Below are 11599 nucleotides of genomic sequence, written 5' to 3' on the forward strand. Positions count from 1 at the left end.
GCGTTCCATGAGCCGAACCCCCTGCCGGGCGGCGGCATTCCCGCCGTACGTTCCGGGCCATGACCAGCGACACGGCCCTCACCGTCCACCAGACCGCCCGCCCGCACGGCTTTCCCTCGCCGTCCCACTTCGCGTTCGTCGAGTCGGCGGTGCCCGCCCCGGCCCCTGGCACCGCCCTGGTCGAGAACCTGTACTGGTCCGTCGATCCGTACCACCGCGAGATGATGGACGCCGAGTTCGCCCTGAACGCCCCGCTGGAGGGCCGGACGATCGGCCGGGTGACCGCGTCGCGCGAGCCGTCGCTGCCGGAGGGCACGATCGTCTTCCACCGCGAGGGCTGGCGCACGCACGCGGTCCTCACGCCGCAAGAGGCGCGCCGCGTGCCGGACTTCGCCGGAGTGCCGCTGTCCGCGCACCTGAGCCTCCTCGGCGGCACCGGCCTGACCGCGTACGTCGCGCTGACCCGGATCGGGCGCCTGCGCCAGGGCGAGGACCTGTTCGTGTCCGCGGCGGCGGGCGGCGTCGGCACGGCCGCCGGGCGGTTCGCGCGGCTGCTCGGCGCGGGCCGGGTCGTGGGCAGCGCGGGCTCGGCCGCGAAGGTCGCGTACCTGAAGGAGCACGTCGGCTACGACGACGCCTTCGACTACCACGACGGACCGGCCGCGGACCTGCTCGCGAAGGCGGCGCCCGACGGCGTCGACCTGTACGTCGACAACGTGGGCGGCGAGCAGCTGGAGGCGGCGATCGAGGGGCTGCGCGACCGCGGCCGCGTCGTCCGCGTCGGCACGGTCGCGCAGTACAACAGCACCGAGGCCCTGGCCGCGCCCCGCAACCTGTCCGAGATGGTGGAGAAGAGCCTGCGCATGGAGGGCTTCCACGTGCGCGACTACCGGGACGTGCAGGAGGAGCTGTACGCGTTCGCGGTGCCGGAGCTGCGCAGTGGGCGCCTCGGGCTCGACGAGACGGTCGTGGACGGCTTCGGCGCCATCGTGACGGCGTTCCTCGGCATGCTGCGGGGCGAGAACGTGGGGAAGATGCTGGTGCGGGCGGAGGGCGCCCCGGCCTGACGGCCCGCGAACGTACGGAAAGCCTCTACGGTCGCGCTAGAAGACGTCCCCGTCGCGCCAGTCGATCAGCAGCGGGTGCGCCGGGTCGAGGTCGGCGTGCCAGAGCATCGGCGGGTCCTCGTCGGGCATGAGCTCCGTGCCCGACGGGGCGAGGGTGCCGACCGTGCCGGTCCACGTCTGCCAGCCGTGCGCGCGGTACAGCTTCTCCGCCTCCTCGGACGGGGAGAGGGCGCCCAGGTCGTAGGCGCGCTCGATGATCTCCTCCAGGGCGGTCATCACCTGGCCGCCGAGGCCCTGCCGCTGCCGGTCCGGGCGGACGGCGACGGCCTCCACATAACCGACGCGCAGCGAGCGGCCGTTGTGCAGGACGCGCCGCGCGACGACGGAGCCGTGCGCGAGCAGCAGCCCCTCCGCGTCGTGGACGAGGGCGTGCATGCCGCCGAGTCCGTGGTCCCAGTCCTCGTCGGAGAAGTCCCCCTCGAAGGCGAGGTCCATGAGGGCGCGGGCCGCCGCGACGTCGGCGGCGGTGAGGGCGGCGGTGTGCGCCGTGCGGAGCGTGGCGGATGTGGTCGATGCGGTCACCGCTTCACGGTACTCAGCCGCCATCTGAGTACGCATCCCGATTTTCCCGGGCCCGCGCCACGGCACAGTCGACACCATGAACGGTTCCCCCGGCTCCCACGGCCTCGGCCTGTACGCCCTCAAGCCCTGGTACGCGCGCCGCCTTTCGGGTCTGCGCGGCGCCCTGGCGCGCCGCGCGGTGTCGCCCGACGCGCTGACGGCCGCGGGCGTGGCGTGCGCGGCCGGCGCGGCGGCGGCCCTCGCCTGGCTGCCCGCGCCGCTGGCCGCGCTCCCGGTGGCGGTGCTGCTCGCGGCGCGCCTGGCGTGCGCGAACCTGGACGGCGCCCTGGCCCGCGACACGGGCCGCACCACCCGGCGCGGCGCCCTGCTCAACGAACTGGGCGACCGCGCGGCCGACTTGGCGGTCCTCGCGGGCTTCCTGGCCCTCGCCCCGCTGTGGCTGGTGGCGACGGCCGCCCTCGCGGCGACGCTCCCGTCGTGGGTGTCCCTCGCGGGCGCCGCTGCGGGCGCGGAGCGGCTGAACGGCGGCCCGGTGGGCAAGACGGAGCGCTGCGCCCTGGCCGTCGTCGCGGCCGCGTCCGGCTTGGCGGTGCCGGTGCTCGTAGCGATCGCCGCGGGCTCGGCGCTGACGGCGGCGGTGCGCTGCGCCCGGCTGTGGACCGCGCTGGGGGACCGATGAGCGTCGCGATCCTCGCGGGTGAGACCGTCGCGCGGGCCGTACCGGTGGTGGCCGGGGTGCTCGGCGCGGGCGGCGTCGCCGTCGCGTCGCTGCCGTCCCGGGTGCGGGCGCGGGCCGAACTGCGCAGGCGCTGGCGCACCTGGGCGCTCGCGGCGCCCCTGTTCCTCGGCGCTCTGTGGGCGGGGCGCCCGGGGGCGTTCGCCCTCGCGGCCGGGCTCGGCGCCGTCGCCGTGGCGGAGTACGCCCGCATGGTCCAGCTCCCGCGCGCGGACCGGGCGGTCCTGTGGTCGGCGGCGGTGCTGCTCCCGGCGGCGGCGTGGCTCGCGCCCCTCGCCCTGGACCTGCGCGCCCTCGCGGCCCTGCTCGTCGCCTCGGCGCTGCCCGCGCTCCTGACCGGCGACACCGCGCACGGCTTCACCCGCGCGAGCCGCACCCTGTTCGCCCTGCTCTGGATCCCGGTCTCGCTGACCGGCCTGGTGCTGCTCGACGGCACGGCGGTGGCGGTGGGCGTCGCGGTGGCCTTCGGCGACGTGGGCGCCTGGTGCGGCGGCACGGCCCTCGGCCGCCGGGGCCCCCTGGCCCGCCCCCTGTCCGCCTTGTCCCCGAACAAGACCTGGGCGGGAGTGCTCGGCGCGGGCGCGGCCACGGCCGGAGCGCTCGCGGCGGTGGGCGCCTTCACGCCCCTGCTGTGGGCGGCCGTCCTCACCGGCTGCGTCCTGGGCGACCTCCTGGAGTCCATGGTCAAGCGCGAGGCGGGCGTCAAGGACGCGGGCACCTGGCTCCCCGGCTTCGGCGGCCTCCTGGACCGCGTGGACTCCCTGCTTCTGGCCCTGCTTCTGACGATGGCGGTGACACCGTGAGAGATGTAGCCCGTCCGGCGTTTGAGGACGAGGCGCGAAGCGCCAATGCGGTTAAGCGGGGGCCCGGGGGCAGCCGCCCCCGGTTCGGGAAGAGGCGGGCCTGGGGCGCCCCCGCGAGGGCCGCTCTGTGGCGCACCGCCCTCACCCTCACCGGCGGCATCACCCGCGAAGGCACCCTGCCGCAGGGCGGCTGCGTCGTGGTCGCCAACCACACCTCGCACGCCGACACCGCCGCGCTCCTGGCCGCCCTGGACTCCCGCCACTCCCCCACGATCGCCGCCGCGGCCGACTACTGGTTCGCCTCCCCCTGGCGGCGCCGGATCTGCTCCCGCCTGGCCGCGGGCTTCCCCGTCCGCCGCACCGGCGGCGGCATGGACGACCTCCTGGCCAAGGCGGACGCCCTGCGCGCGGGCCACGCGGTGGTGCTCTTCCCGGAGGGCACCCGGGCCCGCGAGGGCGGGGTCGGCGCGTTCCACAAGGGCGCCCTGGTCCTGGCCCGGCACGCGGGCGTCCCCGTGGTGCCGGTGGGCATCGCGGGCACCGACCGCCTGCTGCCCAAGCACGGCAGGCTGCGCCCGTCCCTGGTGCGGGTGACGGTCGGGGACCCGCTGCCGCCGACGGCGACCCCGGAGCAGGCGCGGGCGGCGGTGGCACGGCTGCACCGCGCCACCGCGGCGCGGCCGCTGCGGGACTCCCGGGTCCGCAAGCGCGTGGCGGCGGTGGCGGGCTCCCGCTGGGGGCTGCCGCTGGCGTTCGCCTGGGCGTGCGCGGAGGCGCTGAGCTGGCCGCTGATGCCGGAGCTGTTCCTGGCGATCGCATGCGTGGCCCTGCCGCGACGGGCCCTGAAGCTGTCCCTCGCGGCACTGGCCGGCAGCCTCGCGGGCGGCGTACTGGCACTCCAACTCGCCGCGTCCGGCGTGCAGTTGCCACAGCCCCTGACGACGGACCGGATGCGCGGGGAGGTCCGCGCGCAGCTGGCGGCCGAGTCGGCGGCGGCGGTCCGCCACCAGCCGTGGAACGGCGTCCCGTTTAAGGTGTACGCGGCGCAGGCGGGCCGCGCGGACGTCCCGGTGGGCGACTGGCTGGCCGATTCGGCCCGCTCGCGCGGCTCGCGCACCCTCACCGCGGGCCTGTCGTTCGGCGCGTTCGGCTTCCTCGCGCACCGGCTGCGGCGCCGCTACGGCACGTATCTCGCCCTGCTTTCGGGCGGGTTCGCGGCGGGCCTCGGTCTGATCGTGGCGGGCTGGAGCTGATCCGGCGCCCGCGCGCATCTCCTTTGGTACGCACCATGGCGTGACCCCGGTCTCCGGTCCCAGAATCGAGGCATGCCTGATACCGAACAGCACAAGCCGGAGACCGGACACCCCGCCGAGCGCTGGACGCCGATCCACGGACGGCCCTACCGCTCGGTCCCCTACCGGCCCGCGCGCATGCCGCAGGCCGCATCCCTCGCGCAAGCCGCCGAGTTGAGGGAGCGGATGGACGAGCGCCGCACCGTGCGGCAGTTCTCGTCGGACCCGGTGCCGCCGCAGGTGGTGCGGGACGCCGTCGCGTGCGCGGCGACCGCTCCCTCGGGCGCGCACCAGCAGCCGTGGACGTTCGTCCTCGTCCAGGACCCCGAGGTGCGCCGCCGCATCCGCGAGGCCGCCGAGCACGAGGAGCGGATCTCCTACGACGGGCGGCTCGGCGAGGAGTGGCTCGCCGCGCTGCGCCCGCTCGGCACGGACGAGGTGAAGCCGCACCTGACGGACGCGCCCGCCCTGATCGTCGTGTTCCAGCAGCGGTACTGGCTCGGTGACGACGGCGCCAAGCACAAGCACTACTACGTGGACGAGTCGGTCGGCATAGCGGTCGGCATGCTGCTGTCCGCGCTGCATCTGTCGGGGCTCGCGGCCCTGGTGCACACCCCGAGCCCGATGCGGTTCCTGTCCGAGGTGCTCGGCCGCCCGGAGAACGAGAAGGCGTTCGCGGTGATCCCGGTGGGCTATCCGGCCGCCGACTGCCAGGTCCCCGACCTGGTCCGCAAGTCCCTGGATCAGGTGCTCGTGGAGGTCTGAAGCTCCCACGACCCGCGCTCCTCGCGCTCCTCGAGTTCCTCGAGTTCCTCGAGGAAGGGGTAGTCGGTGTACCCCTCGGGTCCGTTGGTGTACAGGTGCTCCGTGTCGAAGGCGTTGAGGGGCGCGCCGACGGCGAAGCGGTGCGGCAGGTCGGGCGTGGTGAGGAACGCCCTGCCGTAGGAGACGAGGTCGGCGCGGCCGTCGGCGATGACGGCCTCGCCCGCCTCCCGCGTCGTCGGGTCGCCGTTCTCGCCGACGTTGGCGATGAGGGTGCCGTGCCAGTGGGGGCGCAGGTCGTCCAGGGCGGGGTAGGCCTCGTTGTCGGTGAGGTGGAGGTAGGCGAGGCCGAGGCCGTCGAGCGCGTCGAGCAGCGCCCGGTAGACGGGCCCGGGGTCGGCCTCCGCCATGCCGAACTGGGGGTTGCCGGGCGAGAGCCGCAGGCCGAGCCGTCCGGCGCCGATGGCGTCGGCGACCGCGCGCACCACCTCGACCGCGAACCGGACGCGGTTCTCGATCGACCCCGTGCCGTAGGCGTCGTCGCGGAGGTTGGTGTTGTCCGCGAGGAACTGGTGGATCAAGTAGCTGTTGGCGCCGTGCAGTTCGACGCCGTCGAACCCGGCGGCGATGGCGTTGCGGGCGGCGGCCACGTGGTCGTCGATCGCGGTGCGGATGTCGTCGACGCTCATCACGCGCGGGGTGACCGGTTCGGCCTTGCCGCCGTCGCGGACGTGCACCAGCTCGGGCGAGACGACAGCGGACGGGGCGGCGGGCGCGTCCCCGTCGATGCGCGACAGCGGGTGGCCGTGCCGGCCGCCGTGCATGAGCTGGGCGTAGATCCGCCCGCCTGCGGCGTGCACGGCCTCGGTCACCCGGCGCCAGCCCTCGACGTGCGCGGCGGTCTCCAGACCGGGCACGCGCCAGCCGCTCTGGCCGCGGCTGCTGGGCCAGATGCCCTCGGTGACGATGAGCCCGGCGCTGGCGCGCTGGGCGTAGTAGTCGGCGACGAAGGGCTGGGGGGTGCCGTCCTCCTCGCCGCGGTAGCGGGTCATGGGGGCCATGACCATGCGGTTGGGGAGGTCGCCGAAGGGGCCTGAGTACGGGGCGAGAAGCGTGTGCTGCGTCATGCGGGAACGGTAGAAGCTGACACCTGTGTCAGTTTCAAGTCCGCACCGCCCCCACCTCACCCTCCTAACCATCAAAACACCATTGACTGGTTAGGGCCGGCCGTGATGCACTCATCCCACACCAACCGCCAAACAGATTTTGAGGGGTTAGAGGGATGAGCACTCAGGTCCACTACCGCACCACCACCGTCCGCGGTCACGAGGTCTTCTACCGCGAGGCCGGGCCCGTCGATGCCCCCGTGCTGCTCCTGCTGCACGGCTTCCCGTCCAGTTCGCACATGTTCCGGGACCTCATCCCGCGCCTCGCCCACCGCTACCGCGTCATCGCGCCCGACCACATCGGCTTCGGCCGCTCCGCCACGCCCCCGGCCGCCGCCTTCTCGTACACCTTCGCCGAACTGGCCGACGTCACCGCCGAGTTCACCGAGCGGCTCGGCCTGGACCGGTTCGCGCTGTACGTGCAGGACTACGGCGCCCCGATCGGCCTGCGGCTCGCGCTCGCCCACCCCGGCCGCGTCACCGCGATCGTCACGCAGAACGGCAACGCGTACGAGGAGGGCCTCGGCGCCGAGGCCTGGGCGCCGGTGTTCGCGTACATCAAGGACCCGAGCGAGGAGACGGCCGCGCCCGTGCGGGAGATCCGCTCCCCGCAGGGCATCAAGTGGCAGTACACGCACGGCGTCCCCGAGCGCCACCAGAGCCTGCTCAGCCCGGACGCCTGGGAGCACGACGCCGCGAACATGGCCCGCCCGGGGCAGGACGAGATCCAGCTGGCCCTCATGGGCGACTACGGCGGCAACATCGCGCTCTACCCGGACTTCCAGGCGTACTTCCGCGACAGCCAGGTCCCGGTGCTCGCGGTGTGGGGCGCGCACGACCAGATCTTCGTACGGGACGGCGCGGTCGCCTTCCAGCGGGACCTGCCGGAGGCGGAGGTGCATCTGCTGCCGACGGGGCACTTCGCCCTGGAGACCCACGCGGAGCGGATCGCCGAGCTGATCGACGGCTTCCTCGGCCGCCTCGGAGATCCGGCGGCGGCCTAGCCGCGGTGCTAGCCGCTGTGCGTCGCGCTGCGGATGGCCCGCCACCGGGCCCGGAAGAACCTCAGGAAGACCGCCTCGGTCAGGGCCGCGTAGAGCAGCACCGCCCCGCCGAGCGCGACGTTGTCCCAGAGGGTGCCGCCGCTGGCGTACCGCTCGATCAGGAAGTAGGCGCCGAGGACCTCGGCGAGCACGCCGGTGCTCAGGATGAACGCGGCCGTCGCCACGTACGGATACCCCATGTGCGTGCCGGCGGAGACGAGCCGGGACTCCCAGCTGAGCACGGCGTTGCCGCCGAGCAGCGCGTTGATCCTGCGCTCGACCGCGGCGACGCCCTGGCCCGCCCGCTGCGACCGGTGGTACTCGCCCAGCCAGATCAGCAGGCTCGCCTTCGCGGCCGCGGGGACGAAGACCAGGCAGGCGGGGATCAGGACGCCCCGGGACAGATCGGAGGTCAGCACGGCCGCGACGACCACCGCGAGCGAGGTGAACGCGAAGTTCATGATCTGGATGCGGTTGGTGATGGCCTGGAGGCTCTCCTGCCGCAGCGAGTTGTACTCGGCGAGGAGCGTGGCGACCAGCGGCGATGCCGCCGCGAGGCCGGGCTCGGCGTCCGGGGGCCGCACGCCCGCGGGGCCCTTGCGGGGCGGCCGCGCGGAGGGGTCCGGCGAGGGCGGCGGCACGCTCATGCCATGAGCCTCCTCAGCAGTTCCCGCGCGTCCGTAGGCCGGAAGCCTTCCGAAGGCGCCGCCCCCTCAAACGCGTACGCCGCCGTTTGGAAGCCGAGCCCGCGCGCGCGGCGCAGATTGCCCGCGCGGTCCTCGACGAGGAGGGCCGACGGCGGGTGCGTGTGCTCGGCGGCGGCTTCGAGGAGGCCACGGCCCTCGGCACCCTTCGTCACCCCCAACTCGTGGGAGAGGAAGACCAGTCGGGGGTCCACCCACCGGTGCAGGGACAGGCGCTCGGCCTGCTTCGCGTACCAGAAGGACGTGTTGTTCGAGGCGATGCCCACCGGCCGCGCCCCGCCGCCCGAGGCCGCCGCGAGGAGTTCGGCGGCCGCCGGGTTGGCGACCAGGAGCCGGTCTTCGAGCTCCTCGACCAGTGCGGGCGGCACCTTCGTGCCGAGCTCGCGCCCCAACTCCGCCCAGTACGCGCCCTCTTCGGCCTCGACCACGCTGAACCGGCGCCACAGCCGCCGCCCGGCCGCGTCCACCGCGCCGCGGTCGAGCCCGAGGCGGTCGGCGAGGCCCGCGCCCTCGGTCAGGAGCAGGGTCTCCCACGGGTCGCGGAACAGCACGTTGCCGAGGTCGAAGAGGACCACCGACGGCCGGTTCTTCGGATCGTCCACCCGCTGGGCCCCCTGGGTCGCGCGCTGTCGTGTCGTCGCAACCTACACAACACCGCCCCCGGCCGGGGTGGGGCCCAAGCCGGGGGCGGGGGTTTGGGAGGGCGCGCGCCCTCGGGGAGGGGGTCAGCCCATGTGCGGGTAGCCGTAGTCGGTCGGCGCGACCAGCGTCTCCTTGATGGCGCGGGTCAGCGTCCAGCGCATCAGGTTCTGCGGGGCGCCCGCCTTGTCGTTGGTGCCGGAGGCACGGCCGCCGCCGAAGGGCTGCTGGCCGACGACGGCGCCGGTCGACTTGTCGTTGATGTAGAAGTTGCCCGCGGCGTAGCGGAGCTTCTCCATCGTGTACGCGGCCGCCGCACGGTCCTTGGAGATGACCGAACCGGTGAGCGCGTACGCCGACACCGACTCCATCTGGGTCAGCATCTCGTCGTACTTGTCGTCCTCGTAGACGTACACGGCCAGGAACGGGCCGAAGTACTCGTCCTTGAAGACCTCGTTGGCCGGGTCGGTGCACTCGACGACGGTCGGGCGCACGAAGTAGCCCTCGGAGTCGTCGTAGCTGCCGCCCGCGACGATCGTGCAGGTCTCGTCGGCCTTGGCCCGGTCGATCGCGGCCTTGTTCTTGGCGAACGCGCGGTCGTCGATGACGGCGCCGATGAAGTTCGACAGGTCGGTGACGTCACCCATCTTGATGCCGTCGACCTCGGCCGCGAACTCCTCCTTGAACCCGTCGTTCCAGATGGACGCCGGGATGTAGGCGCGCGAGGTGGCCGAGCACTTCTGGCCCTGGAACTCGAAGGAGCCGCGGGTCAGCGCGGTCTTCAGGACGGCGCGGTCGGCGCTGGGGTGCGCCACCACGAAGTCCTTGCCGCCCGTCTCGCCCACGATGCGCGGGTAGGAGCGGTACTTCTCGATGTTCGTGCCGACCGTCTTCCACAGGTGCTGGAAGGTGCGGGTCGAGCCGGTGAAGTGGATGCCGGCCAGGTCCGGGTGGTGCAGGGCCACGTCGGAGACGGCGATGCCGTCGCCGGTCACCAGGTTGATGACGCCCTTGGGCAGGCCCGCCTCCTCCAGGAGCTGCATGAGCAGGACGGCGGCGTGCGTCTGCGTCGGGGACGGCTTCCACACGACCACGTTGCCCATCAGGGCCGGGGCGGTCGGCAGGTTGCCCGCGATGGCGGTGAAGTTGAACGGCGTGATCGCGTAGACGAAGCCCTCGAGCGGGCGGTGGTCCAGGCGGTTCCAGACGCCGGTGGAGTTCGCCGGGGGCTGCTCGGCGAGCAGGTCACGGGCGTACTTCACGTTGAAGCGCCAGAAGTCGACGAGCTCGCAGGGGGTGTCGATCTCGGCCTGCTGGGCGGTCTTGGACTGGCCGAGCATGGTGGAGGCGGCCAGCGTCTCGCGCCACGTCGTGGACAGCAGCTCGGCGGCGCGCAGGATGATCGCGGCGCGGTCGTCGAAGGCCATCGCGCGCCAGGCCGGGGCGGCGGCGAGCGCGGCGTCGATCGCGTCCTGGGCGTCCTGCTGCGTGGCGCCGCGGCCGGTGCCGATGACGGCCTTGTGGTTGTGCGGCTGGACGACCTCGAACGGCTCGCCGCCGCCGAGGCGCTTCTCGCCGCCGATGGTCATCGGCAGCTCGATCGGGTTCTCGGACAGCTCCTTGAGCTTGGCCTCGAGCCGGGCGCGCTCCGGGGAACCGGGGGCGTAGCCGTGCACCGGCTCGTTGACCGGGGCGGGGACCTGGGTTACGGCGTCCATGACTTCCTTGGCTCCTTTTGTGCGGGGGCTCTGTACGTGGCGGGTGCGGGCGGCTCAGCCCTTGGTGAGGATGGAACGGCCGAAGAACAGCAGGTTCGCCGGCTTCTCCGCGAGGCGGCGCATGAAATAGCCGTACCAGTCGGTGCCGTAGGCGGTGTACACGCGCATCCGGTGGCCCTCCGCGGCGAGCCGCAGGTGCTCCTCGCTGCGGATGCCGTACAGCATCTGGAATTCGTACTCGTCCAGTTTGCGCCCGGCGCGCCGGGCGAGCTCCTGGGTGATGGCGATCAGGCGCGGGTCGTGGGACCCGATCATCGGGTAGCCCTCGCCGGCGAGCAGGATCTTCAGGATGCGGACGTACGCCTTGTCGATCTCGGCCTTGTCCTGGAACGCGACCTCGGCGGGCTCCTTGTAGGCGCCCTTCACGATGCGCACGCGGCTGCCGTTCGCGGCCAGGCGGCGGGCGTCGTCCTCGGTGCGGAACAGATAGGCCTGGATCACACAGCCGGTCTGCGGGAAGTCCTTCCGCAGCTCGTCGTGGATGGCGAACATCGAGTCGAGGGTGGTGTGGTCCTCGGCGTCCAGGGTGACCGTGGTGCCGATGGCGGCGGCGGCCTCGACGACCGGGCGGACGTTGGCGAGGGCCAGCTCGTGGCCGCCCTCCAGGGCCTGGCCGAACATCGACAGCTTCACGGACATCTCGGCGCGCTCGCCGTGGCCCAGGTCCTTGAGGCGGCCGATGAGCTCCAGGTACGCGTCGCGCGCGGCGTAGGACTGCTCGACGGTGGTGATGTCCTCGCCCACCACGTCGAGGGTGACCTCGAGGCCCTTGGCGACGGCGTCCTCGACGATCGGGACGACCTGGTCGACGGTCTCACCGGCGATGAAGCGGTCGACGACCTGCTTGGTGCCCGGCGCCGCCGACACGAAACGGCGCATCTTGTCACTGCGCGACGCGGCAAGGATCACGGGACCCAGCACGGGGCACCTCCACGGGAGTATGAGCGAGTGCCGCACCGCGTCATTTTTGCGACAAAACCGGTACGGCACGGAGAACCACCGTGAAACTTAGGGATCCATCCGATCC

Annotated in this window: 12 protein-coding genes; 6 read left to right on the forward strand and 6 right to left on the reverse strand. The window is 73.3% G+C overall.

Annotated elements, in window-relative coordinates; translation table 11 throughout:
- Positions 1-59 precede the first annotated feature (59 nt).
- Positions 60-1067, forward strand: coding sequence for a zinc-binding dehydrogenase (locus AC07A4_RS29300; RefSeq protein ID WP_478604100.1), 1008 nt, complete (start codon positions 60-62; stop codon positions 1065-1067).
- A 36-nt stretch (positions 1068-1103) separates the two neighbouring features.
- Here AC07A4_RS29300 and AC07A4_RS29305 read toward each other — a convergent pair whose 3' ends face one another.
- A complete protein-coding gene (locus AC07A4_RS29305) occupies positions 1104-1649 on the reverse strand; it encodes a GNAT family N-acetyltransferase (protein WP_478604103.1) in 546 nt (181 codons plus the stop codon).
- Between the two features lie 76 nt (positions 1650-1725).
- Between AC07A4_RS29305 and AC07A4_RS29310 the strand changes: the two genes are divergently transcribed.
- From AC07A4_RS29310 to AC07A4_RS29325, 4 genes are all read left to right on the forward strand, one after another.
- On the forward strand, positions 1726-2328 hold the full coding sequence (locus tag AC07A4_RS29310) for a CDP-alcohol phosphatidyltransferase family protein (protein WP_478604105.1): 603 nt from the start codon (positions 1726-1728) through the stop codon (positions 2326-2328).
- Positions 2325-3188, forward strand: coding sequence for a phosphatidate cytidylyltransferase (locus AC07A4_RS29315; RefSeq protein WP_478604107.1), 864 nt, complete (start codon positions 2325-2327; stop codon positions 3186-3188). Before AC07A4_RS29310 ends, AC07A4_RS29315 begins: the two co-directional genes overlap by 4 nt.
- On the forward strand, positions 3185-4441 hold the full coding sequence (locus AC07A4_RS29320; RefSeq protein WP_478604109.1) for a lysophospholipid acyltransferase family protein: 1257 nt from the start codon (positions 3185-3187) through the stop codon (positions 4439-4441). Before AC07A4_RS29315 ends, AC07A4_RS29320 begins: the two co-directional genes overlap by 4 nt.
- Positions 4442-4513: 72 nt before the next feature.
- Positions 4514-5245, forward strand: a complete 732-nt coding sequence (locus tag AC07A4_RS29325; protein WP_478604111.1) for a nitroreductase family protein — start codon at positions 4514-4516, stop codon at positions 5243-5245.
- Here AC07A4_RS29325 and AC07A4_RS29330 read toward each other — a convergent pair.
- Positions 5224-6369: an alkene reductase gene (locus tag AC07A4_RS29330; protein ID WP_478604113.1), complete on the reverse strand. Its 1146-nt coding sequence runs from the start codon at positions 6367-6369 to the stop codon at positions 5224-5226. The two genes, AC07A4_RS29325 and AC07A4_RS29330, sit on opposite strands and share 22 nt — an antisense overlap.
- A 155-nt stretch (positions 6370-6524) precedes the next feature.
- On the opposite strand from AC07A4_RS29330, the gene AC07A4_RS29335 reads away from it, so the two are divergent.
- Positions 6525-7412, forward strand: a complete 888-nt coding sequence (locus AC07A4_RS29335; RefSeq protein WP_478604115.1) for an alpha/beta fold hydrolase — start codon at positions 6525-6527, stop codon at positions 7410-7412.
- A gap of 8 nt (positions 7413-7420) precedes the next feature.
- On the opposite strand, the gene AC07A4_RS29340 is transcribed toward AC07A4_RS29335, so the two are convergent.
- The 4 genes from AC07A4_RS29340 to AC07A4_RS29355 all read right to left on the reverse strand — a co-directional run bounded on the left by AC07A4_RS29340 (position 7421) and on the right by AC07A4_RS29355 (position 11493).
- Positions 7421-8098, reverse strand: coding sequence for a hypothetical protein (locus AC07A4_RS29340; RefSeq protein ID WP_478604117.1), 678 nt, complete (start codon positions 8096-8098; stop codon positions 7421-7423).
- On the reverse strand, positions 8095-8757 hold the full coding sequence (locus tag AC07A4_RS29345) for an HAD family hydrolase (RefSeq protein WP_478604120.1): 663 nt from the start codon (positions 8755-8757) through the stop codon (positions 8095-8097). The genes AC07A4_RS29340 and AC07A4_RS29345 overlap by 4 nt, the downstream gene beginning before the upstream one ends.
- Before the next feature lie 123 nt (positions 8758-8880).
- Positions 8881-10512: an L-glutamate gamma-semialdehyde dehydrogenase gene (pruA, locus tag AC07A4_RS29350; protein ID WP_150513235.1), complete on the reverse strand. Its 1632-nt coding sequence runs from the start codon at positions 10510-10512 to the stop codon at positions 8881-8883.
- A gap of 54 nt (positions 10513-10566) precedes the next feature.
- Positions 10567-11493: a proline dehydrogenase family protein gene (locus AC07A4_RS29355; RefSeq protein WP_478604123.1), complete on the reverse strand. Its 927-nt coding sequence runs from the start codon at positions 11491-11493 to the stop codon at positions 10567-10569.
- Positions 11494-11599 lie beyond the last annotated feature (106 nt).

Source organism: Streptomyces sp. NPDC043996 (genome assembly GCF_056435225.1).

What these genes read in the sequence shown, in the direction of transcription:
- AC07A4_RS29300 (WP_478604100.1), top strand. Translation starts at nt 60, where the DNA reads ATGACCAGCGACACGGCCCTCACCGTCCACCAGACCGCCCGCCCGCAC.
- AC07A4_RS29310 (WP_478604105.1), top strand. Translation starts at nt 1,726, where the DNA reads ATGAACGGTTCCCCCGGCTCCCACGGCCTCGGCCTGTACGCCCTCAAG.
- AC07A4_RS29315 (WP_478604107.1), top strand. Translation starts at nt 2,325, where the DNA reads ATGAGCGTCGCGATCCTCGCGGGTGAGACCGTCGCGCGGGCCGTACCG.
- AC07A4_RS29325 (WP_478604111.1), top strand. Translation starts at nt 4,514, where the DNA reads ATGCCTGATACCGAACAGCACAAGCCGGAGACCGGACACCCCGCCGAG.
- AC07A4_RS29330 (WP_478604113.1), bottom strand. Translation starts at nt 6,369, where the DNA reads ATGACGCAGCACACGCTTCTCGCCCCGTACTCAGGCCCCTTCGGCGAC.
- AC07A4_RS29335 (WP_478604115.1), top strand. Translation starts at nt 6,525, where the DNA reads ATGAGCACTCAGGTCCACTACCGCACCACCACCGTCCGCGGTCACGAG.
- AC07A4_RS29340 (WP_478604117.1), bottom strand. Translation starts at nt 8,098, where the DNA reads ATGAGCGTGCCGCCGCCCTCGCCGGACCCCTCCGCGCGGCCGCCCCGC.
- pruA (WP_150513235.1), bottom strand. Translation starts at nt 10,512, where the DNA reads ATGGACGCCGTAACCCAGGTCCCCGCCCCGGTCAACGAGCCGGTGCAC.